This is a genomic window from Pseudoclavibacter helvolus (assembly GCF_014191305.1).
GTDB classification, from domain to species: domain Bacteria; phylum Actinomycetota; class Actinomycetes; order Actinomycetales; family Microbacteriaceae; genus Pseudoclavibacter; species Pseudoclavibacter helvolus.
Genome location: NZ_JACHWJ010000001.1, coordinates 254,606 through 271,979 on the forward strand (window position 1 = coordinate 254,606; position 17,374 = coordinate 271,979).

Here is a 17,374-nt window from a genome sequence, read left to right on the forward strand (position 1 = left end):
CGTCAGGCGGCGAGGAGCGCGTCGAGCTTCTCGTAGCCCGCGCGCACGCCGTACTCCATGCCGCTCACGACGAGGCCGTCGCGCATCGCGAACGACTCGAGCAGGCTGGTGCTCGTAACTCTCGTGCGGCCGCCCTCGAGCGGCTCGAACGTGATGGTCTCGAGCAGCACGCCGTCCGGGATCATCTCGAAGGTCTGGGTCTGCACGATGCGCTCGTTCTCGCGCACCTCGTGGAACGAGCCGTAGAAGCTCGCGATCTCCTCGCCGTCCTGCAGGTTCGCCCACCGGTAGGCGCCTCCCGTGACGGCGTTCCAGTGGTTGATGTTCGTGGAGACCTCGTGCGGGCCCACCCACTTCGCGAAGAGGTCAGGGTCGACAAAAGCACGGAAGACGCGCTCGGGGGTCGCGTCGAACTCGCGCACGACGGCAACGTTCGGCACGTCTTCGCCAACGGTGACGACGGTGTCTTTGGCTGAGGTGGTGCTCATGATGGGATTCCTTTCGAGGGTGCTGGGTCTGGGTCTGGGTCTTGGTCTGGGGCGGATGCTCGCGGTTGCGGGTGTTCGTCGGTCGCTTCGAGGAGTGCGTCGAGGCGCCGGTAGCGTGCCTCGGCGGTGGCTTGGTACCGCTCGATCCACTTGGTCATGAGGCTCAGGACCTCCGCTTCGAGGTGCCGGGGAGCGCGGACGGCGTCACTCGTGCGCGTCACGAGGCCGGAGTCCTCGAGCACGCGGAGGTGCTTCGAGATGGCTTGCACGGAGACGTCGTACGGGGCCGCGAGCTCGCCGACGGTCGCGTCGCCACCGGCGAGCCTGGCCACGATGTCGCGTCGGGTCGGGTCCGCGAGGGCGGCGAAGACTGGGGAGAGCGCGTCGGCGTTCATGGCTCCTCGGATCGTTTCGTCAACCAGATGGTTGATGAGTCCATCGTGGACCCGTCGCGCCGGCTTGTCAACCGTTCGGTTGATGAAGATTCGGGTTTGGTGTCAGGCGCGGATGGTGACCCTGGCCGCACTGAGTGCATCCACCGCCGATCGAGTGTCCACGCGTGCCATGGTGAGGGCGCCGACGACGGCGGCTGTGACGAGTGTGCCCGTCGCGTCGGGAAGGGCCAGGGCGCTCGTGCCGCGCGTGATTGCGTGCTCGAGCGTTGCGCGGTAGCCCGTGATGGATGCCCGGATCTCCGGGTCGTCGGCGAGGGAGCTCGAGGCGGTCGCGAGCAGCAAGCAGCCGCGAACCTCGTCGCGCCGGTCTTGCGCGGCGATGGCTGCCGCGAGTCGCGCGAGGTAGTCGTCGAGGGCTGCCGGGGCCACGGGGTGGGCCTGCAGTGGTGCGAGCAGTGGGCGCACCACGTCGTCGAGGTAGCTCTCGATCGCAGCGTCGAAGAGTCCTCGCTTGCTGCCGAACGTGTTGTAGATGCTCGACCGGCTCAATCCGGTTGCCGCCTCGAGATCGCCCGTCGAGGCGGAGTCGTACCCTCGGCGCCAGAAGAGTGCGCGGGCGCCGGCAACGGCGTCCTGGCGGTCGAAGCTCATCGTGCGCGCCATGCGGCCTCCGATACTGTAACGTTCGTTTCAGAATACACCGATCTAGGAGCTCCCATGCTTACTGCTGCTCTCGTCTTGGCCGCCCTCGCGGCGCTCCTCCACGTCTACATCTTCATCCTCGAATCGGTGCGCTGGACCGCCGAGTCGACGCGCAGGACGTTCGGCGTACCCTCGCTCGAGGTTGCTGAGACGCTCAAGCCCATGGCCTACAACCAGGGCTTCTACAACCTCTTCCTCGCGATCATGGCCGGCCTTGGTGTCGTCCTCGCGGTTGCTGGGCACACCGCCGTCGGGGCCACGCTTGTCTTCGCGGGAGCCGGGTCAATGCTGCTCGCCGCCATCGTGCTCATCACGAACGACCGCACGAAGCTGCGCGCAGGGGCCGTGCAGGGCACCTTCCCGCTTATCGCGGTTGCGCTGCTCGGCATCGCGGCGGGAACCGGCGCGCTCGCGGGCTGAGCCTGCGCCGAGGGCCAGCGGGTACGCTCGGTCCATGCAGGAAGCGTCCCCTCGGCTGCAAGCGCCGAGCCACGAGCAGCAGGCCACGATCGCCGTCATCACGGTCTCGGATCGTTCGGCAAGAGGTGAGCGAGAGGACCTCTCCGGCCCGGCCGCCATCGAGGAGCTCGCACGCCACGGCTACACGGCGGTGACGCTGAGTGTCGTCGCCGACGGCGCGACGGTCGTCCGCGACGCGATCGCGCAGGCGGCGGATGCGGACGCGCAGATCATCCTCACGCTCGGCGGCACGGGGCTCTCGCCGCGGGACGAGACGCCGGAGGCGACCTGGCCGCTCATCACCCGTGAGCTCCCAGGCATCGCGGAAGCGCTCCGAGCAAACGCGCGCGACCGGGTCCCGACCGCCGTCCTCTCGCGCGGCCTCGCTGGAATCATCGATCGTCCGGGCCGCGGAGCCCCGAGCCTGGTAGTCAACCTCGCCGGCTCACCGGGGGCCGCCCGCGACGGCGTCGCGCTGCTCGCACCGCTCATCCCGCACGTCCTCGACCAGCTGCGTGGCGGAGACCACACTCCGTGAGCGCCAGCCCTCTTACCCGAGTGACCCCCGACGAGCTGCTGCTCGCGGAGCACCTGGCCGCCGTCGAGGACCCGCACGCGGGCGCCGTCGTGACCTTCGTCGGGCAGATCAGGGACCACGACCCGGAGGCCGAGGGCCGAGTCGTCTCGCTCGACTACACGGCGCACCCGGATGCGGAGCGCGTGCTCGAGGGTCTCGTGGCCGCCCACAGCCGTGATGGGGTGCGCATCGCCGTGAGCCACCGCATCGGGCACCTCGAGGTTGGCGACATCGCCCTCATCGCGTGCGTCGCGAGCGCGCATCGGGGCGACGCGTACGACGTGAGCCGCGCCCTTGTCGAGGCCGTGAAGGCCGAGGTGCCGATCTGGAAGCAGCAGCACGAGGCCGACGGCAGCGCGTCCTGGGTCGGCCTGCCATGACCGCCGTCCCCGTTACGATCGCCCGCCGCCCGCGGCGTGTGGAGGCGCAGCTCCCCGCCGCGCCAGGCGACCCGCTCGTCGATACACACGGCCGCGTGCACCGCGACCTCCGCATCTCGCTGACCGACAAATGCTCGTTGCGCTGCACCTACTGCATGCCGGCCGAGGGCAACGAGTTCCTCGAGAAGGACAGCATCCTCACGACGAGCCAGATCGTGCGCCTGGCCCAGCTCGCGGCCGCGTCTGGCATCACGACGTTCCGCCTGACCGGCGGTGAGCCGCTGCTCCGGCGCGACGTCGTCGAGATCGTGCGGCGCATCTCCGCCATCGAGGGGCCGTTGGGGCCCGTGCAGGTGGCCATGACCACAAACGGGATCCTGCTGCCGAGGCTCCTGCCGCAGCTCATCGACGCGGGCCTCGACCGCCTCAACGTCTCGATCGACACGCTCCGCCACGACCGGTTCGCGTCGCTCACGAGGCGCGACAAGCTCGACGAGGTGCTGACGGGCATCCGCGCGGCACAGGCCTCGTCGCTTCGCCCGCTCAAGCTCAACGCCGTCGCGATGCGCGGCGTGAACGACGACGAGATCGTGGAACTCGTGGAGTTCGCCATGGCGCACGACGCGCAGATGCGGTTCATCGAGCAGATGCCCCTCGACGCTGGCCACACGTGGGATCGCGAGCAAATGGTGACGAGAGAGGAGCTGCTCGACGCGCTCTCCGCACGGTTCGCGCTCGAGCCGGTGCCGGGCCGCGGCGGCGCGCCCGCCGAACGCTGGAGGATCGACGGCGGCCCGCATACGGTCGGCGTCATCGCCTCCGTCACTGCCCCCTTCTGCGGGAACTGCGACCGGCTCAGGCTGACGGCTGACGGCCAGCTCCGCAACTGCCTGTTCTCAACGAGCGAGTACGACCTCATGCCTATCCTGCGCGCGGACCCGGGCTTCGCGGCAGACGGCGACGACGCGGCGCGCGCGCGTCACGCCGTGGGGGACTGGAGCGCCTCCGAGCTGGCAGCCGACTCGATGCTGCGTTCGTGCATCCACAACAAGCTTCCGGGCCACGCCATCAACGACCCGAGCTTCCTGCAGCCCGCCCGCGGGATGAACGCCATCGGCGGCTAGGTAGGCCCGGTGCCGTCGGCGGGTCGGCGAGCGCGGCGCGCTCTGAGATGGAGCGAACGCGGCGGCTCGGTGAGGGCGCCGGTCAGCCGCCCGCGAAGGGCGGGAGGACGTCGACGGATGCGCCCGGCGCGATGCGCGCCTCGGCGTCGGACGTACGCACTCCGTCGACGAGGAACGAGCAGCGCGCGAGCACGTCCGCGACGTGCGCATCGGTGGACGGGTTGAGCTCGGCGAGGAGTGCCCCGATGGAGTCGACCTGGAGCGAGAACTCGCTGCCGCCGATGGCCTCAGCTGCCCCCGCGAAGACGCGGACGCGAGATAGCGCGCTCATGCTCCGACCTCCCAGGCGTGAGCGCGTGCGGTCACGAGTTCCGCCAGGCGCGCGAAGACCTCGGGTGAGTCGGAGGCGGTGCTCTGCCTGCCAAGTGCTACCCCGAGCGCAAACGTCGTGAGCGGGGCAGCCGGGCGCGCAACGCTGTGGGCCACCTCCTTGGCGACGTCGAGGAGCGCGCCGATGTCGAGGTCGTCGTCGATCTCGAGTACTCGCTTGGCCTCCGCGAGCCACTCGTCGAGCGCCTCCGGCGGCAGGTGTTTCGGCTTCTCGGTCATCGCTGAGGGTCCTTCCTCGTTGGCGGCTACGTCTGGGTCTTCGTTTGGGGCGTGCGCGGCTCGCGGTTCGAGGCCCACGTCGCCCGTCTGGGTGGCGCGCTCTCGGGCAGTCGCGAGCTGTTCCGGGGTGTCGATGTCGGCGCTGGCGCCCTCCTCGTCGCGCAGCGGCGCGAGGTCGAGCGGTTCAAGGAGGCGGCGGACCGGGAGGCCGTCCACGTTTGCCTGCCCCCAGGTGGCGACCGCGTCCCTGATCGCCTGGGTCCGGTAGAGCCCGGCGAGCCACTGCGTGCGCCCGTCCCCGTCGACGACCACGCGTCCGTCTGCGCCGGGCCGATCAGCACGGTCCCGGGCGCTCTCGTGCCGGCCTTCACGCCGCTGCCCGCCATTGCCGAGGAGCAGCGCCACGAGCTCGGCGGCCCTTGGCAGGTCGCAGGCCAGCACGAGTACGCGCTGCGCGGCGACCCTCGGGAGCGCAGCGGCGAGGCCGGCCGCGGGCCCCCCGAACGGCGGCTCCTCGCGGACGACAACGGTAGGAGCATCCACGGTGACGGGCCCGACCACGACGATGCGGGCGGCACCGGCCTCCCGCGCGGCGCTCACGGCGATGTCGACGAGGCGCCGCCCGCCGACCTCTAGGTCGCCCTTGCTGGCTCCGCCGAGGCGCGACCCGCGCCCACCCGCCAAGATGACCGCGTCGAATTCGCCCTCCGCGCCGGTGCCGCGGGTCGGCTGCGTTACTGCTCGCGCTTCCACGGGCCCGACTTCCCACCGGTCTTGGCGATGAGCTTGATGTCGCCGATCGTCACCGACTTATCGATGCCCTTGACCATGTCGACCAGCGCGAGGGCGGCGACCGAGACCGCCGTGAACGCCTCCATCTCGACGCCGGTGCGGTCGGCCGTGCGGACGGTCGCGGTGATCAGCACGCCGTCGTCACGCAGCTCGAGGTCGACACTCGCCCCGTGCACGCCGATGATGTGGGCGAGGGGTAGGAGCTCGGCGCACTTCTTCGCGCCCTGGATGCCCGCGATGCGCGCCACAGCAAAGGCGTCGCCCTTCGGTACCGAGTCGTTGGAGAGCGCCTCGAGCACCTGCTCGCCGCAGTAGACCATGCCGGAGGCCGTCGCGGCCCGCACCGTCGGCTGCTTCTCGGTGACGTCGACCATGCGTGCGTGGCCGGCTGCGTCCAGGTGCGTGAAGTTCGTCATGCTCAGAGTCTGGCATCCACGTCCGACACCAGGCGCACGACCTGCACGACGTCGCCCTCGTACACGCGCTCGACACTCGCGTCGACGATGGCGTAGCCGTTGGCGTCGGCAAGGCTGCCGACGAGGTGCGAGCCGGACCCCCTCGCGGCGGCGGGGGAGACCGTGACCCCGGCATCCGTCGTGCGGATGCGCGCAGGCAGATACTGCCGCCGTCCCGGCGGGGTGCGCCAGTCGATCTCGGCGCGTGCGCTGAGGCGCGGGTCCTCGACGGTGGATGCGCCTTGCAGTGCGCGCAGGCATGGCCGGACGAAGACCAGGAACGAGACCCAGGCGCTGACGGGGTTTCCCGGGAGCCCGAACACGAGGGGGCCGAGCTCGTCGTCGGCGACCCACGGCTCGGCGAGGCGGCCGAACCCCTGCGGCTTGCCTGGCTGCATGGCGACCTTCGAGAAGTGCACCTGCCCGTCGGGGGAGAGAAGCTCCTTGACGGGGTCGTAGGCGCCCATGCTGACGCCGCCGGTGAGCACGATGACGTCGCAGCGCTTCGCGAGCGAACGCAGCGCGGCGTCGAGCTCGGAGACCTCGTCGGAGACCCGCACGACGTCGACGAGCTCGGCGCCGTTCTCGACGGCCAGCGAGGAGATCAGGAGTGAGTTGGAGTCGGGGATCTGCCCTCGGGCGAGCGGCTCGCCCGGCGCGACGAGCTCGCTGCCCGTCGCGATGACGGCGAGACGCGGGCGGCGCGAGACCGCGATGGTGCCGTAGCCGGCCGAGGCGAGCGCCGAGAGCGCCTCCGCGCTTGCACGCGAGCCGGCGGAGACGAGCGGGTCGCCCGGCTGGCGGTCCTCGCCGGCCCTGCGGATGTGCACCCCTGGCGTCGCGGGCGCGCTGATGATCACGCGCTCCTCACCGCCGTCGGTCGCTTCGACTGGCACGATCGCATCGGCGTCGGCCGGGACGGGCGCACCGGTCATGATCCGGGCCGCCTGGCCCGCCAGAATGCGCGGGTCGGCCGAGGTGCCCGCGGGCAGATCGGCGATGACATCCAGGGCGACGGGCATCTCTTTGCTCGCCGCTGCCACGTCCGCAGCGCGCACCGCGTAGCCGTCCATGGCGGAGTTGGTCCAGGGCGGGAGCGCGTACCTCGTCGTGACCGTCTCCGCGATGACCCTGCCGTGGGCCGCGGCGAGCGGCACCGTGTCGCTTGGCAGCGGCACGGTCGCCGCGAGCACGTCTGCGAGCTGGGCCTCGACCTCGATCACGAGGACGCCCCGTTCTGGGCGGCGCTCTCGCGCGAGCTCGCGGACGCTGTTCCCGCGGGAGCGCGGAGCGCGTTCAGCTCGGGCGTCTGCACGACGCGAACCTCGATGCCGAGTGGGGCGAGCAGCAGCGCCGCCCGCCTCGCGCGCGTGGCGGAGACGCAGTAGAGGTTGAGCGTTGCCTGCTCGGTTCCCGCCCCTTCGTCGGCGAGGCGGCGCAGACGCGCAGTCAGACTCCCCGGGTCGTGCTCGAGCTGCAGCAGCTCGCTCAGCGGCAGCGAGGAGGCGCCTGGCAGACCGTCGACCGCGTACTCGTCCGGCTCGCGCACGTCGACGAAGTGGCCGCCCGCATCCACGACGGGGTCGTAGTCGCGGGGGGCTGGCGGTTGCGGGCGAGCCGGTGCTTCGCTGCGTGCGGACGTCTGCGGGGTGTGCTCTGAAGAGCCTGCGGCGGAGGCTTGGGCGGAAGCGCCAACGGCAACCGCGCGGAGCGGCAGCTCGGACACACGCATCGTGAGGGCCTCGACAACAAGAAGCCGACCGAGCAGCACCTCTCCGATGCCGGTGACGAGCTTGATCGCCTCGACCGCCATCATCGAGCCGACCACGCCGCAGAGGGCGCCGAGCACACCGGCCTCGGCGCACGAGGGCACGGAGCCCGCGGGCGGCGGCTCGGGGAACACATCGCGCAACGTGACGCCCTCGGCCGGGGCCGGCGGGCTCGACCAGAACACGCTCAGCTGCGCGTCGAAGCGCAGCACCGACCCCCACACGAGCGGCAGGCCAAGCGCCACGCAGGCATCGGCGACGGCGTAGCGCGTCGCGAAGTTGTCTGCCCCGTCGAGCACGAGGTCGTAGCCGCCGAGGATCGTCGCGGCGTTCGACTCGTCGAGTCGCTCGTCGTGCTCGATCACGGTCACGTCAGGTGCGAGCTCGCGCAGGCTCCTGGCGGCGCTCGCGGTCTTTCTCTCGCCCACGTCGCCGATGCCGTGGATGACCTGCCTGTGCAGGTTGCTCGGCTCGACCGCATCCGCGTCGATGACGCCGATCGTGCCGACGCCGGCCGCCGCGAGGTATTGGAGCGCCGGCGCGCCGAGGCCTCCCGCGCCGAGGACCGCCACGCGGCTGGCGGCGAGGCGGCGCTGCCCGACCTCGCCGAGCTCCGGCAGGCGGCGCTGGCGCGCGGTGCGGGCGAGTTCGTCGCCGCCAAGCTCGGGGGACGGTGCAACAAGCGGGGCGAGGCGCATGGCGTCACCCTACCGCCGCATCCCGAGCCGCCAGTGACTGTGGTGCCGGGCTCACCACCTCAGTTCGCGCCGAGGGCTGAGTTGTGGTCGTCAAACTCGAGGTTTGACGACCACACTTCCTCTGCCGGCAGCGGATGCGGGCCCTGCGCGGGCCCGTGCGCGGGATGCGCGGCGGCGGCTAGCATGAGCGCGTGGGTCGGATCACAGTGCGGCGAAGCGTCACGCGGCTGAGTCTCGGGAAGCCCCCGAGTCGGAAGGCCGACTTCCTCGCGGCCGAAGAGCCGCTCGAGATCCGCGTCGGCGGCCAGCAGCTTGCGATCACGATGCGCACGCCAGGGAACGACTTCGAGCTCGCGGCAGGCTTCCTCGTCTCGGAGGGCGTCATCTCCCGCGGGGAGCAGTTCCAGTCCGCGATGTACTGCGCGGGCGCGGACGGCACGGCCGACGGCCTCAACACCTACAACGTGCTCGACGTGCGACTCTCGCCAGGCACGCCGCAGCCGGACCCCGACCTCGCGCGCAACTTCTACACGACCAGCTCGTGTGGCTTGTGCGGAAAGGCGAGCATCGACGCCGTCGAGCTGACGTCGAGCTACGACGTCTCGGGTGACCCCGTGACGGTCGGCGCGGAGCTGCTCGTGACGTTCCCCGACAAGCTCCGCGAGCAGCAGGCCGTCTTCGAGAAGACTGGCGGGCTGCACGCGGCCGCCCTCTTCGACGCCGCGACGGGAAAGCTGCTTGTCCTGCGGGAGGACGTGGGCCGGCACAACGCGGTCGACAAGGTCGTCGGCTGGGCCGTGCAGAACGACCGGCTGCCGCTGACCGGCACGGTGCTGCAGGTCTCGGGCCGATCGAGCTTCGAGCTCGTGCAGAAGGCGAAGATGGCGGGCATCCCCATCCTCGCCGCGGTTTCCGCACCCTCTTCGCTTGCGGCCGAGCTCGCCGAAGCCAGCGGAATGACCCTGATCGGCTTCCTGCGTGGTGAGTCGATGGTCATCTACTCGCGCCCCGACCGCATCCTGAACTCCGACGACGCGGAAGCCAGCCAGTGAGTCTCGACGCCTGGGAGAGCTTCTTCGTTGCCACGGTCGGCGCCGGCGCCGCGCTTGCCGGCCTCATCATCGTCGCCATGTCGGTGAACGTCGCGACCATCATCACGATCAAGAGCATGCCGTCGAGGGCAGGCGCGACCATCGCGTCCCTGCTGCTCATCGTCATCGTCGGAGCCGCCGGACTGATCCCCGGCATCAGCAACATGGCGTTCGGCGGCGTGACGCTCGCGTTCACCGTGATCGTGGTGGCCCTGTACTGGCGCACGAGCATCATCGGCTTCAAGAACCCCCACGGGCACCTGCGCGACCAGGTGCTGCGGGCGGCGTTCACCGTCCTGCAGCTCCTGCCGATGCTCATCGGCGGAGTGCTCGCGTTCGACACGTGGGATGCGCTCTACTGGGTCGCCGCGGGGTTCCTGCTCACGTTCGCCGGGGCCACCCTCAACGCGTGGGTGCTTCTCGTCGAGATCCTGCGGTAGCTGAGAGCTGGGACTGAGCGGCACGCGCGCTCGTGCCCGCTCGAGCCCTCCAGGCGCAGGTGCGGGTCTCGACCAGGGTTGATCGACGCACCTGCGGCTTCGCGTGAGAGGATGCCCACATGCCAGAACAGCGATACCGCGTCAGCGAGGCAGCCTCGCTCCTCGGCGTCAGCGACGACACCGTGCGTCGTTGGGGCGCGAGCGGCCGACTCGAACTCGAGGGCGACGTCGGCGCGAAGACCGTCTCCGGCGCGCAGCTTGCGGCCCTGGCGAAGGAACTCGCGGAGAGCAGCCCGCGTGCCGACCTCGTAGACCTGCCACCCGCATCCGCTCGCAACCGGATGCGCGGCATCGTCACGAAGCTGACGCTCGACACGGTCATGGCCCAGGTCGACGTCCAGGCAGGCCCGTTCAGAATCGTTTCACTGGTCTCGCGCGAAGCCGTCGATGAGCTCGGCCTCGAGGTCGGCAGTGTTGTCGTCGCGAGCGTGAAGGCCACCAACGTGGGAATCGACGGAGTGCACAGTGTCTAAGACGCGGAGACTCGGGGCGGTGCGCGCCCTCACGGCCTCCGCAGGCGTCCTAATGCTGGCTGCCCTCGCGGGCTGCACGCCCGCGGCCGGGCCGGCAGGCCCATCCGGCACCGCGGACGCCTCGCCCTCACCTTCAGAGACTGGCCCCACAGGCACCGTCACCGTGTATGCGGCTGCCTCGCTGACCGAGACATTCACGCAGCTCGCGAGCGAATTCGAGGCCGACCACCCCGGCGTCACGGTGACCCTCAACTTCGGCGGCAGCTCGACGCTCGCCGAGCAGATCGTGACGGGCGGCGCACCCGTCGACGTGTTCGCCTCGGCGAGCGACGCGACGATGAAGACGGTCGTGGATGCGGGGCTCGTCGAGTGGACGCCGGCCACGTTCACGCACAACGCGCTGGTCATCGTGACCCCGGAGGGCAACCCCGCCGGCATCACGGGCCTCAAAGACTTCGCGGACCCCGATCTGAAGATCGCCCTCTGCGACGCGGAGGTTCCGTGCGGTGCCGCTGCGGCGAAGGTATTCGAGCAGGCCGAGATCGTGCCGAAGCCCGACACCCTCGAGAGCGACGTCAAGGCAGTGCTCACGAAGGTCAGTCTCGGCGAGGTCGACGCCGGCCTCGTCTACGCGACCGACGCGAAGTCGGCGGCTTTGGAGGTCGATCCGATCGAGTTCCCCGAAGCGCTCGACGCCGTCAACAACTACGGCATTGTGCCCCTCAAGGCGGCACCGAACCCGGAAGCGGCCGCCGCGTTCACCGAGTTCATCCTGACGGCTCGAGGCGTCGAGGTCTTCGAGGAAGCCGGCTTCCTCAGCATGACATGACCGGGGTGAGTCGCCGCCCGCCTGCTGCGCTGACCCCCTTCGCGCTGGTGGCGCTGGCGCTGCTCGTGCTGCCCATCCTCGCCCTCGTCCTGCGCGTGCCGTGGGCCGAGTTCCCGGAGATCGTCGGACAACCGCTGGTCGGGCAGGCTCTCTGGCTCTCCCTCTCGTGCGCGGTTGCGGCGACGCTTGTGTGCCTGGTCATCGGAGTGCCGCTCGCGTGGTGGCTCGTCTCGCTCGCGGAGATCCCGGGGCAACGCCTGTACCGCGTGGTCCGGGTGCTGGTGCTTGTCCCGCTTGTGCTCCCGCCGGTTGTCGGTGGCCTCGCCTTGCTGCTGCTCTTCGGCCGCTCCGGCCTTCTCGGCGCCCCCATCGCGCAGCTCACGGGGTTCAGCCTCCCGTTCACGAGCGCCGCGGTTGTCGTGGCCCATACGTTCGTGGCCCTGCCGTTCCTCGTCATCGCTGTCGAGGGGGCGCTGCTGGGGGCGGACCGCCGGGTCGAGGACGCGGCGGCGACGCTTGGCGCGACCCGATGGTTCACCTTCTCGCGGGTCACGCTGCCGATGGTCGGGCCCGCGATCGGGGCCGGGGCAGTGCTCGCCTTCGCCCGCGCCCTCGGCGAGTTCGGCGCGACCATCACCCTCGCAGGCAGCCTCCCTGGCGTCACGCGAACAATGCCCATCTCCACCTACCTCGCGATGCAGTCGGATCCGGACGCGGCGATCGCGCTCGCGCTGCTGCTCCTGCTTGTCTCGGTGGTTGTGCTCTTCGCGTTGCGTGGTCGCTGGGTGTCCGGCGTCGCAGGGACTCCGGCGGTGCTCGGCGCCTCTGTGTCCGTGCGGGCGAGTGGCGTGCGGGCGAGTGGTTCGGGGCGCAGCGGATGAGCGCGGGGCTGGCCATTCGCGCGAGCGTCGCCGTCGGCGGCTTCCACGCGAGGTACGAGCTCGAGGTGCGGCCCGGCGAGGTGCTCGCCGTGCTCGGCCCGAACGGGGCAGGCAAGTCCACACTCCTGCGCGCGATCGCCGGCCTCGCGGCACTCGAACAGGGCACCTTGGAGCTTGGGGGGCGACTCGCGGAGGAGGCGCCCGGGGGTATACGGCTCGGCGCGAGGGAGCGACAGCTCGGCGTCGTCTTCCAGGATTACGTCCTCTTCGGCCACCTCAGCGCGCTCGACAACGTGGCCTTCGGGCTGCGCGCTCGAGGAATCGGCCGCGGGGAGGCGCGCCGAGTCGCCGCCGAATGGCTGGAGCGCCTCGGCATCCACGACCTCGCGTCCCGTCGCCCTGCCGAGCTCTCTGGAGGGCAGGCGCAGAAGGTTGCGCTCGCTCGGGCGCTCGCGACCTCGCCTCGTGTCCTGCTGCTTGACGAGCCCCTCGCGGCCCTCGACGTGGAATCGCGTTCGGAAGTTCGTGCCGAGCTGCGCCGCGTGCTCGCGGGTTTCGAGGGGGCAGCCCTCGTCGTCACGCACGACCCGGCGGATGCTGCTGCGCTGGCCGACAGGATCGCGATCGTCGAGCGAGGTGCGATCACTCAGCTCGGCACGCCAGAAGTCCTCGCCGCGGGGCCCGCGACCGCCTACGTCGCTGCGCTCGTCGGTCGCACCGGGTTCGAGGTCGCGCTGCGCGATCGGGGGGTCGCGGTGCACGGCGCGCTTGGCGAGATTCGGGGGCAACTCCTGTCGCAAGGCGGCATGCCGGGGGCGCCCGATCCTCGGAACGCAACGGGTGAGCGGATGTTCGCGAGCATCCGCTCCGACCGTCTCGAGCTTGTTCTCCCCGGGGCGGGAGACGCTCAGGAACCGGCCGCGGCGGCCAGGCCGCTCGCCCCGAACACCTGGCGCGCGGAGGTTCTGCACGTCGAACGCGATCTGGGCTCGGTGAGCGTTACACTTCTTCTCGGCGATGAGCGACCATCCGCCCGTCTCACCGCGCGGCTTCCGCTCGACACCGGCTCAGGCATTCCAGGGGGATTGCACGAAGGTCAGCCGGTGATCGTCCACCTTCCGCCAGCTCACGTCGCCTTCGCCGCGACCCGCTGAGCGACGCGCCGGGGAATGCCTCGAGCGTTTCCGGCGTTAAGAACGACCGTGCGGGCGTGCCCGTGCACCAAGATCTGAACCTTTCAAGGAGTACTGTGACCGACTCGCGCACCGCGACACGCGACGCCGAACCGACCCCAGCCCAGCCAGCATCCGCCGGCTCGGCCGCCTCCGCGAGCCAGCAGGGCAGCGACCCGCGCACTCGCTTCGTCATCCCACTCCTTCTGGTCTCGGCGTTTGTCGTCATCCTGAACGAGACGATCATGGGCGTGGCGCTGCCAGCCCTCAACGCCGATCTCGGCATCCCGCTGGCCACCGGTCAGTGGCTCACGACCGCCTTCATGCTCGTCATGGCCGTCGTCATCCCGATCACGGGCTTCCTGCTGCAGCGCTTCCACGTGCGCCAGGTGTTCATCGCCGCCATGGTGCTGTTCTCGCTCGGAACCCTGCTGAGCTTCCTCGCTCCAGGCTTCGAGGTCCTGCTCCTCGGCCGCATCGTGCAGGCCTCGGGAACCGCCATCATGATGCCGCTGCTCATGACGACCGTCCTCAACATGGTTCCGCCCGAGCGCCGCGGGCGCACGATGGGCAACATCTCGATCGTCATCTCCGTCGCACCCGCGATCGGACCGACGGTCTCCGGCCTCATCCTGCAGGTCTTCGAGTGGCGCTGGATGTTCGGCTTCGTGCTTCCCATCGCTATCGTCGCGCTTGTCCTCGGGGCTCTCTTCATCAAAAACGTGACGGAGCCGCGCCAGGCGAAGATCGACGTCCTGTCGATCATCCTGTCGGCCTTCGCGTTCGGTGGGCTCGTCTACGGCTTCTCCGGACTCGGCGAGAGCTCGGCGACGGCGCTCATCCCGGCGTTTGTGCCCATCACCGTCGGTGCGCTCGCGCTCGGCGCCTTCATCTGGCGCCAGATCTCGCTGCAGAAGCGGGACGTCGCGCTCCTCGACCTGCGCGTCTTCACGAGCCGCCAGTTCACGGTGTCGCTTGTCCTGCTCGCCGTGAGCTTCATGTCGCTCTTCGGAACGATCATCCTGCTCCCGATCTACATGCAGGAAGTGCTCGGCTACGACACCCTGCGTGCAGGCCTGACCCTGCTGCCCGGTGGCCTCACGATGGGTCTCCTCGCGCCGTTTGTCGGCCGCCTGTTCGACCGCTTCGGCGCGAAACCGCTCATCATCCCGGGCTCCCTCGTCGTGAGCGCGGCGATCTGGGGCATGACGATGCTCGGCGAGAACTCCGAGCAGTGGATGGTCATCGCCGCTCACGTCACGCTGTCGGTTGGCCTCGCGCTCATGTTCACGCCGCTCATGACCAGCGCGCTCGGCGACCTGCCGAAGTCGCTGTACTCGCACGGCTCCGCGGTCGTCACGACGGCGCAGCAGCTCGCGGGTGCTGCCGGCACGGCGATGTTCGTCGTCGTCATGGCGAACTCGACCGTCGCGGCGGCAGGTCAGGGCTTCGGCCCGATCTCGGCGGAAGCGCAGGGCATCCACTCGGCGTTCCTCGTGGGTGCGTGCATCTCGCTCGTCACGATCGTTGGCACGTTCTTCGTGAAGTCGACCCCGAGGCGAGAGGGCGCAGAAGCGCCCACTATGCACTAGGCGCATCCGGGCGCCGCTGAGCTCAGCGGTTGCCGCGCGCAGGGCCCGTCACCAGGATTCTCCTGGCGACGGGCCCTCTGCGTTGGTGCCGTGAAGTGCTTGAGGGGCGGCCTCGTCGTCTGAACGGAGCTGCGGGTTGGGGGCGCTTCCCGCCGAGGTTTGCGAAGATGGGGAGTCGAGCATCCACCGAGCTGAGGAGCGACCATGGCTGACGCGCCCGAGATCGTCGAGAAGTCCATCACCTTCGAGGCTGCGCCCGAGCGGCTGTGGAGCATGCTCACCGAGCAGGAATCGTTCGCGAGCTGGTACGCGTTTGGCGGCGCGACGATCGAGGCCGAGCCTGGCGGCGTACTGGCCGTGCACTGGCCGGAGCACGGCACCTTCCGGGGCGAGGTAATGCTCGTGGAGTCGCCCCGCCGCTTCGGCTACCGGCTGGCCGCCGTGCCGGAGGAGGACCCGCAGCCGCAGAACAGCACGGTTGTCGAGTTCACGATCGAACCCGCAGACGGCGGCTCGGCCCTGACCGTGCGCCATTCGGGGTTCGAAGACCTGGAGGGGATCGCCGCGGACTCGACGTCGGCCGAGATCGAGACGATGGCGTGGACGGCCGCGCTGCCGCTGCTGCGCGAGGCGCTCGGCGAAGCCCCGGTAGAGGACCTTCCGCTGCTCTGAGCCGACTCAGCTGGTCTGCGCCGAGCCTCCGCCTCCGCCTCGAGCCTCCGCCCACGCCCTCCGCGTCAGGCGACGGCGGCAGCCTCGAGCCGCTTGAGGCCGCGCTCGAAGTCGGGGCCGATGAGCTTGTCCATCGACATGAACTTGAACACGACGGCGGCCATACCCGTGTGCTTCCCTGTCATGACCCACCGCACGTGCGTGCCGCCGTCGATGGGCTCGAGGATGAACGACGTCGGGTTGTGCGCCTTGAAGGGCTTGTCGAAGTCGAAGTCGATGACGAGGTCGATGCGCTGCGGCGCGGAGGCGACGATCGTCATGGAGCCCTTGCCCGCCTTGCGGTTGCCCTCCCACTCGTAGTGGGCGTCCGGGCCCGCTTCCGGACCGGAGAATCGCCGCTGCATCGCAGGGTCGACGTCTTCCCACGGTGACCAGGAACTCCACTTGTGGAACGAGTTGATGAGGGTGTGAACGCGCTCGATGTCTGCCGGGATGACGGCCTCGCGCTGCACTTCGTACTGGGTCGTGACTGCATAGTGACAGAAACGTGGCTATGCATGGACTCAGCAGAAGTTACGGGCTGGAAACACGGGTGTCACGCGCTCGGAAACAGGCAGCCGTAGTTTCGCACTAGACAACGCATGATGTCGTGAGCGAAACTTCTTGAAGTCGCAACGACGCGACCACGAAAGGTTTTCACATGACCGACGTCGACCCCACCCTCGAGATGTCAGACGGCGCCTTCCACCGCCTCCTCGGCCCAGAAGCTGAACCGGGCTTCCTCGCCGACACGGAGCTGCCCGAGTACTGGGGCCGCAAATGGGGTGCCCAGGACGAGGTCGGCCGACTCCGCACGATCATGATGCGCCGCCCCAGCGCGGGCCTCGAGGCCGTCGAGAAGGCGGGGGACGCCACGTGGATGCCCGAGATCGGCGCCTACGTCGACCCGGACCGTCGCTGGTACTGGTCAGGACGAGAGTTCCCCGACCTCGAGAAGCTGCACTCCGAGTTCGACAGCTTCGTCAAGGTGCTCGAGGACAACGATGTCGAGGTCGTCATGGCCCCAGACCTGGCCCCGAGCTTCACCAAGTCGGTGTTCACGCGAGACCCACTTGTCACGATCCCCGGCGGTGCGATCATCGGCCGGCTCGCCCCGCGCATGCGCCGCGGCGAGGAGCAGTCGATCACGCAGACGGTCGCGGCCCAGGGCATGCCGATCCTCGGCACGATCACGGGCACTGGCCTCGTCGAGGGCGGCAGCTTCATCAAGGTGCGTCCCGACCTCGCGTTCTTCGGAACCTCCGTGCGCTGCAACGTCGAGGGGTACCGCCAGTTGAGCAACATCCTCGAGGAGCAGGGCATCACGCTCGTCCACTCGCAGATGCCCGGCTACCAGATCCACCTCGACCTGTGCTGCGCGATGCTCGACGACGACCTCGCGCTCGTGAACTCGCGCATCGCGCCGTACGACTTCCTCGACGCCCTCTGGAAGCTCGGCATCGAGACGGTCGACGTCGCGCCGCAGGAGGACTGGGCGTGCAACCTCCTCACGCTCGACCGCCGCAAGCTGCTGTTCCCGTCGCACCTGCCGCGCACGGCCGAGCTCCTCAACTCGAAGTACGGCGTGGAGATCATCCCCGTCACGTACCGCGAGATCAATAAGAACGGCGGCGGGCTGCACTGCTCGACGATGGAACTCCAGAGGGACTGGTAACG

22 protein-coding genes are annotated in these 17,374 nt (G+C 69.8%); 13 read left to right on the forward strand and 9 right to left on the reverse strand.

The genetic code is table 11. From position 1 onward, the window contains the following. Window positions 1-2: 2 nt before the first annotated feature. The 3 genes from FHX72_RS01105 to FHX72_RS01115 all read right to left on the reverse strand — a co-directional run bounded on the left by FHX72_RS01105 (window position 3) and on the right by FHX72_RS01115 (window position 1,546). Complete coding sequence (locus tag FHX72_RS01105; protein ID WP_183622496.1) at window positions 3-488, reverse strand: SRPBCC family protein; 486 nt, start codon at window positions 486-488, stop codon at window positions 3-5. Then, window positions 485-883, reverse strand: coding sequence for an ArsR/SmtB family transcription factor (locus tag FHX72_RS01110; RefSeq protein WP_183622498.1), 399 nt, complete (start codon window positions 881-883; stop codon window positions 485-487). Before FHX72_RS01110 ends, FHX72_RS01105 begins: the two co-directional genes overlap by 4 nt. A 102-nt stretch (window positions 884-985) precedes the next feature. Beyond that, a complete protein-coding gene (locus FHX72_RS01115; RefSeq protein ID WP_183622500.1) occupies window positions 986-1,546 on the reverse strand; it encodes a TetR/AcrR family transcriptional regulator in 561 nt (186 codons plus the stop codon). A gap of 54 nt (window positions 1,547-1,600) precedes the next feature. Here FHX72_RS01115 and FHX72_RS01120 point away from each other — a divergent pair, with 54 nt between their 5' ends. The 4 genes from FHX72_RS01120 to moaA are packed head-to-tail and all read left to right on the forward strand — an operon-like array spanning window position 1,601 to window position 4,125. Beyond that, window positions 1,601-2,005: a DUF1304 domain-containing protein gene (locus tag FHX72_RS01120; RefSeq protein WP_068494307.1), complete on the forward strand. Its 405-nt coding sequence runs from the start codon at window positions 1,601-1,603 to the stop codon at window positions 2,003-2,005. A gap of 34 nt (window positions 2,006-2,039) precedes the next feature. Further along, a complete protein-coding gene (locus FHX72_RS01125) occupies window positions 2,040-2,582 on the forward strand; it encodes a MogA/MoaB family molybdenum cofactor biosynthesis protein (protein ID WP_183622502.1) in 543 nt (180 codons plus the stop codon). Then, a complete protein-coding gene (locus tag FHX72_RS01130; RefSeq protein WP_068477700.1) occupies window positions 2,579-3,001 on the forward strand; it encodes a molybdenum cofactor biosynthesis protein MoaE in 423 nt (140 codons plus the stop codon). The genes FHX72_RS01125 and FHX72_RS01130 overlap by 4 nt, the downstream gene beginning before the upstream one ends. Beyond that, a complete protein-coding gene (moaA, locus tag FHX72_RS01135; protein ID WP_068477698.1) occupies window positions 2,998-4,125 on the forward strand; it encodes a GTP 3',8-cyclase MoaA in 1,128 nt (375 codons plus the stop codon). Before FHX72_RS01130 ends, moaA begins: the two co-directional genes overlap by 4 nt. An 82-nt stretch (window positions 4,126-4,207) precedes the next feature. Here the strand turns inward: moaA and FHX72_RS01140 are convergent, their stop codons facing one another. From FHX72_RS01140 to FHX72_RS01160, 5 genes are read right to left on the reverse strand one after another with little or no spacing between them, the layout of a single operon-like run. Next, the gene (locus FHX72_RS01140; RefSeq protein ID WP_183622504.1) at window positions 4,208-4,456 is read right to left on the reverse strand and encodes a MoaD/ThiS family protein; all 249 of its coding nucleotides are present in this window, start codon (window positions 4,454-4,456) and stop codon (window positions 4,208-4,210) included. After that, window positions 4,453-5,487 carry an NTP transferase domain-containing protein gene (locus FHX72_RS18660; RefSeq protein ID WP_183622506.1) on the reverse strand — a complete coding sequence of 345 codons (1,035 nt, stop codon included), beginning with the start codon at window positions 5,485-5,487 and terminating at the stop codon, window positions 4,453-4,455. Before FHX72_RS18660 ends, FHX72_RS01140 begins: the two co-directional genes overlap by 4 nt. Next, window positions 5,469-5,942 carry a cyclic pyranopterin monophosphate synthase MoaC gene (gene moaC, locus FHX72_RS01150; RefSeq protein WP_068477691.1) on the reverse strand — a complete coding sequence of 158 codons (474 nt, stop codon included), beginning with the start codon at window positions 5,940-5,942 and terminating at the stop codon, window positions 5,469-5,471. Before moaC ends, FHX72_RS18660 begins: the two co-directional genes overlap by 19 nt. A gap of 2 nt (window positions 5,943-5,944) precedes the next feature. Next, window positions 5,945-7,204: a molybdopterin-binding protein gene (locus FHX72_RS01155; protein WP_183622508.1), complete on the reverse strand. Its 1,260-nt coding sequence runs from the start codon at window positions 7,202-7,204 to the stop codon at window positions 5,945-5,947. Beyond that, window positions 7,201-8,448 carry a HesA/MoeB/ThiF family protein gene (locus FHX72_RS01160; protein WP_183622510.1) on the reverse strand — a complete coding sequence of 416 codons (1,248 nt, stop codon included), beginning with the start codon at window positions 8,446-8,448 and terminating at the stop codon, window positions 7,201-7,203. The genes FHX72_RS01155 and FHX72_RS01160 overlap by 4 nt, the downstream gene beginning before the upstream one ends. Before the next feature lie 191 nt (window positions 8,449-8,639). Here FHX72_RS01160 and fdhD point away from each other — a divergent pair, with 191 nt between their 5' ends. The 8 genes from fdhD (at window position 8,640) to FHX72_RS01200 (ending at window position 15,658) form a co-directional block, all read left to right on the forward strand. Beyond that, window positions 8,640-9,500, forward strand: coding sequence for a formate dehydrogenase accessory sulfurtransferase FdhD (fdhD, locus tag FHX72_RS01165; RefSeq protein ID WP_183622512.1), 861 nt, complete (start codon window positions 8,640-8,642; stop codon window positions 9,498-9,500). Next, a complete protein-coding gene (locus FHX72_RS01170; RefSeq protein WP_183622514.1) occupies window positions 9,497-9,979 on the forward strand; it encodes a hypothetical protein in 483 nt (160 codons plus the stop codon). Before fdhD ends, FHX72_RS01170 begins: the two co-directional genes overlap by 4 nt. 119 nt (window positions 9,980-10,098) lie before the next feature. After that, window positions 10,099-10,512, forward strand: a complete 414-nt coding sequence (locus FHX72_RS01175; protein WP_183622516.1) for a TOBE domain-containing protein — start codon at window positions 10,099-10,101, stop codon at window positions 10,510-10,512. A gap of 19 nt (window positions 10,513-10,531) precedes the next feature. Next, the gene (gene modA / locus FHX72_RS01180) at window positions 10,532-11,341 is read left to right on the forward strand and encodes a molybdate ABC transporter substrate-binding protein (protein ID WP_338109989.1); all 810 of its coding nucleotides are present in this window, start codon (window positions 10,532-10,534) and stop codon (window positions 11,339-11,341) included. Then, window positions 11,338-12,222, forward strand: a complete 885-nt coding sequence (locus FHX72_RS01185) for an ABC transporter permease (RefSeq protein WP_183622518.1) — start codon at window positions 11,338-11,340, stop codon at window positions 12,220-12,222. The genes modA and FHX72_RS01185 overlap by 4 nt, the downstream gene beginning before the upstream one ends. After that, on the forward strand, window positions 12,219-13,376 hold the full coding sequence (locus tag FHX72_RS01190) for an ABC transporter ATP-binding protein (protein ID WP_183622520.1): 1,158 nt from the start codon (window positions 12,219-12,221) through the stop codon (window positions 13,374-13,376). The genes FHX72_RS01185 and FHX72_RS01190 overlap by 4 nt, the downstream gene beginning before the upstream one ends. A gap of 95 nt (window positions 13,377-13,471) precedes the next feature. Further along, on the forward strand, window positions 13,472-14,986 hold the full coding sequence (locus tag FHX72_RS01195) for a DHA2 family efflux MFS transporter permease subunit (protein WP_183622522.1): 1,515 nt from the start codon (window positions 13,472-13,474) through the stop codon (window positions 14,984-14,986). Between the two features lie 204 nt (window positions 14,987-15,190). Then, window positions 15,191-15,658: an SRPBCC domain-containing protein gene (locus FHX72_RS01200; protein ID WP_068477670.1), complete on the forward strand. Its 468-nt coding sequence runs from the start codon at window positions 15,191-15,193 to the stop codon at window positions 15,656-15,658. Between the two features lie 65 nt (window positions 15,659-15,723). Here the strand turns inward: FHX72_RS01200 and FHX72_RS01205 are convergent, their stop codons facing one another. After that, window positions 15,724-16,170, reverse strand: a complete 447-nt coding sequence (locus FHX72_RS01205; RefSeq protein WP_183622524.1) for an SRPBCC family protein — start codon at window positions 16,168-16,170, stop codon at window positions 15,724-15,726. Between the two features lie 188 nt (window positions 16,171-16,358). Between FHX72_RS01205 and FHX72_RS01210 the strand changes: the two genes are divergently transcribed. Further along, the gene (locus FHX72_RS01210; protein WP_183622526.1) at window positions 16,359-17,372 is read left to right on the forward strand and encodes a dimethylarginine dimethylaminohydrolase family protein; all 1,014 of its coding nucleotides are present in this window, start codon (window positions 16,359-16,361) and stop codon (window positions 17,370-17,372) included. The last annotated feature ends 2 nt before the right edge of the window (window positions 17,373-17,374 follow it).

Excerpts from the sequence above, each read along its gene's own strand:
- FHX72_RS01105 (WP_183622496.1), bottom strand. The coding sequence starts at position 488 with ATGAGCACCACCTCAGCCAAAGACACCGTCGTCACCGTTGGCGAAGAC.
- FHX72_RS01110 (WP_183622498.1), bottom strand. The coding sequence starts at position 883 with ATGAACGCCGACGCGCTCTCCCCAGTCTTCGCCGCCCTCGCGGACCCG.
- FHX72_RS01115 (WP_183622500.1), bottom strand. The coding sequence starts at position 1,546 with ATGGCGCGCACGATGAGCTTCGACCGCCAGGACGCCGTTGCCGGCGCC.
- FHX72_RS01120 (WP_068494307.1), top strand. The coding sequence starts at position 1,601 with ATGCTTACTGCTGCTCTCGTCTTGGCCGCCCTCGCGGCGCTCCTCCAC.
- FHX72_RS01125 (WP_183622502.1), top strand. The coding sequence starts at position 2,040 with ATGCAGGAAGCGTCCCCTCGGCTGCAAGCGCCGAGCCACGAGCAGCAG.
- moaA (WP_068477698.1), top strand. The coding sequence starts at position 2,998 with ATGACCGCCGTCCCCGTTACGATCGCCCGCCGCCCGCGGCGTGTGGAG.
- FHX72_RS01140 (WP_183622504.1), bottom strand. The coding sequence starts at position 4,456 with ATGAGCGCGCTATCTCGCGTCCGCGTCTTCGCGGGGGCAGCTGAGGCC.
- moaC (WP_068477691.1), bottom strand. The coding sequence starts at position 5,942 with ATGACGAACTTCACGCACCTGGACGCAGCCGGCCACGCACGCATGGTC.
- FHX72_RS01160 (WP_183622510.1), bottom strand. The coding sequence starts at position 8,448 with ATGCGCCTCGCCCCGCTTGTTGCACCGTCCCCCGAGCTTGGCGGCGAC.
- FHX72_RS01175 (WP_183622516.1), top strand. The coding sequence starts at position 10,099 with ATGCCAGAACAGCGATACCGCGTCAGCGAGGCAGCCTCGCTCCTCGGC.
- FHX72_RS01185 (WP_183622518.1), top strand. The coding sequence starts at position 11,338 with ATGACCGGGGTGAGTCGCCGCCCGCCTGCTGCGCTGACCCCCTTCGCG.
- FHX72_RS01190 (WP_183622520.1), top strand. The coding sequence starts at position 12,219 with ATGAGCGCGGGGCTGGCCATTCGCGCGAGCGTCGCCGTCGGCGGCTTC.
- FHX72_RS01200 (WP_068477670.1), top strand. The coding sequence starts at position 15,191 with ATGGCTGACGCGCCCGAGATCGTCGAGAAGTCCATCACCTTCGAGGCT.
- FHX72_RS01210 (WP_183622526.1), top strand. The coding sequence starts at position 16,359 with ATGACCGACGTCGACCCCACCCTCGAGATGTCAGACGGCGCCTTCCAC.